Origin of the sequence: Mesorhizobium sp. M4A.F.Ca.ET.050.02.1.1, assembly GCF_003997725.1 — a bacterium.
In the GTDB taxonomy this organism is placed as follows: Bacteria; Pseudomonadota; Alphaproteobacteria; order Rhizobiales; family Rhizobiaceae; genus Mesorhizobium.
On the sequence record NZ_RZSG01001100.1, the window covers coordinates 1 to 1,511 of the forward strand.

Genomic DNA, 1,511 nt, shown 5'->3' on the forward strand with positions numbered 1-1,511 from the left:
GTCTACCGCCGGCCGGATGGGAACATCGGCTGGATCGACCCGTCCACGACCAAAGTCGCACAGGGATAGCAGCCAGCCGCGCGAGGGGGCGAGGACTGGCTGCGGCGGGCGAACAAGGGATTTTTCAAGCATGGATCTTAGCGATCTGATCAACGTTCCGGCGATCATGCCGGCGTTGAAGGCGAACTCCAAGAAACAACTGCTGCAATTGCTGTCCGAGAGGGCGGCAGCGATTTCGGGCATTCCGGAGCGGGAAGTGTTCGACACCATCCTGCAGCGCGAGCGGCTTGGCTCCACCGGCGTCGGCAACGGCATTGCCATACCGCATGGCAAGCTCGCCGGGGTGAAGCGCATTGCCGGCGTCTTCGCCCGGCTGGAGACGCCGGTCGATTTCGAGGCGCTGGATGACCAGCCGGTTGATCTGGTGTTTCTGCTGCTGGCGCCCGAGGGGGCGGGTGCAGACCACCTCAAGGCGCTGTCGCGCATCGCGCGCGTGCTGCGCGACGCCGACACCGTGGCCAAGATCAGGGGCACGCGCGACGCGGTGGCGATCCACGCACTGCTGTCGGACACGCAGGCCTCGCACGCGGCCTGAAGTTTTCGGATTGAAGGTTTCAGAGGGCCGCCTTGGGCGGCCCTTGCCATTTCGGACGGCCAGCGGTCGCTCAGTGAATGGCGACAGTGGTCAGGTCGTTCTCCAGCGCGCCCGCCAGCGCCCGGTCGCGGGCGTCCGAAAGCAGGATCGGCTGGCCATTGGCGGCAAACAGCGCCCACAGTTCCAGGCCGGGCGCGATTTCTCCGAGGCCGGGGAAGCGGCCGCGCAGATCGTCGCTCGAGACTTTCCTGAGATAGGCGACCGAGCCTTCGCCGAGATGGGCGAATTCGCCACTGGTCATGGTCAAGGTTTCGTCGGTTCTGGTCATTTCAAGCCTCCTTGGCGCGAGGACGCCGTCCAAGGCCGCCCCGCATGAGAGCCATCGGTAAAGATCAGTCTTTCACCGATATGTTTATTTTCCGTACCAGCCGCTCGACCTCCGGCCGGTCGAGATCAATCGACAGCAGGCCGTTCTTCAGCTCCGCCGCGATCACCCGCATGCCATCGGCCAGCACGAAGCAGCGCTGGAACTGGCGCGCGGCGATGCCGCGGTGAAGGAATTCGCGCTCGGTGTCGTCGGTCTGACGGCCGCGCACGATCAACTGGTTCTCCTCCGTCGTGACATCGAGGTCGCTTTCGGCGAAGCCGGCGACGGCGAGCGTGATGCGCAGCCTTTCGGCCATGCCGTCGGCACCGCTGAGGCGCTCGATGTTGTAAGGAGGATAGCTGTCACCGGACTTCGCCAGGCGCTCGAGCGTCTTTTCCATGGTGTCGAAGCCCAGGAGAAGCGGGCTCGAAAAGGGCGTCATTCGGCTCATGTTACAGTGTCCTCTAGAGAGCGACATAAACTGGAAAAACCCGGATGGCATTTTTCCCGATTGTCTTGATATGGTCCGCCGCGCGGACAAGTTCAAGC

General features: G+C 63.7%; 3 protein-coding genes. 1 reads left to right on the plus strand and 2 read right to left on the minus strand.

What is annotated here, in order from left to right:
- The first annotated feature begins 130 nt into the window (after positions 1-130).
- Positions 131-595, plus strand: coding sequence for a PTS IIA-like nitrogen regulatory protein PtsN (gene ptsN / locus EOA33_RS35350; protein WP_006200387.1), 465 nt, complete (start codon positions 131-133; stop codon positions 593-595).
- A 70-nt stretch (positions 596-665) separates the two neighbouring features.
- Here the strand turns inward: ptsN and EOA33_RS35355 are convergent, their stop codons facing one another.
- Positions 666-923, minus strand: a complete 258-nt coding sequence (locus EOA33_RS35355; protein WP_124995408.1) for a DUF1150 family protein — start codon at positions 921-923, stop codon at positions 666-668.
- Positions 924-987: 64 nt separating this feature from the next.
- Entirely contained in the window at positions 988-1,413 is a 426-nt protein-coding gene (locus EOA33_RS35360; protein ID WP_126058304.1) for an Hsp20 family protein, read from the minus strand.
- Positions 1,414-1,511 lie beyond the last annotated feature (98 nt).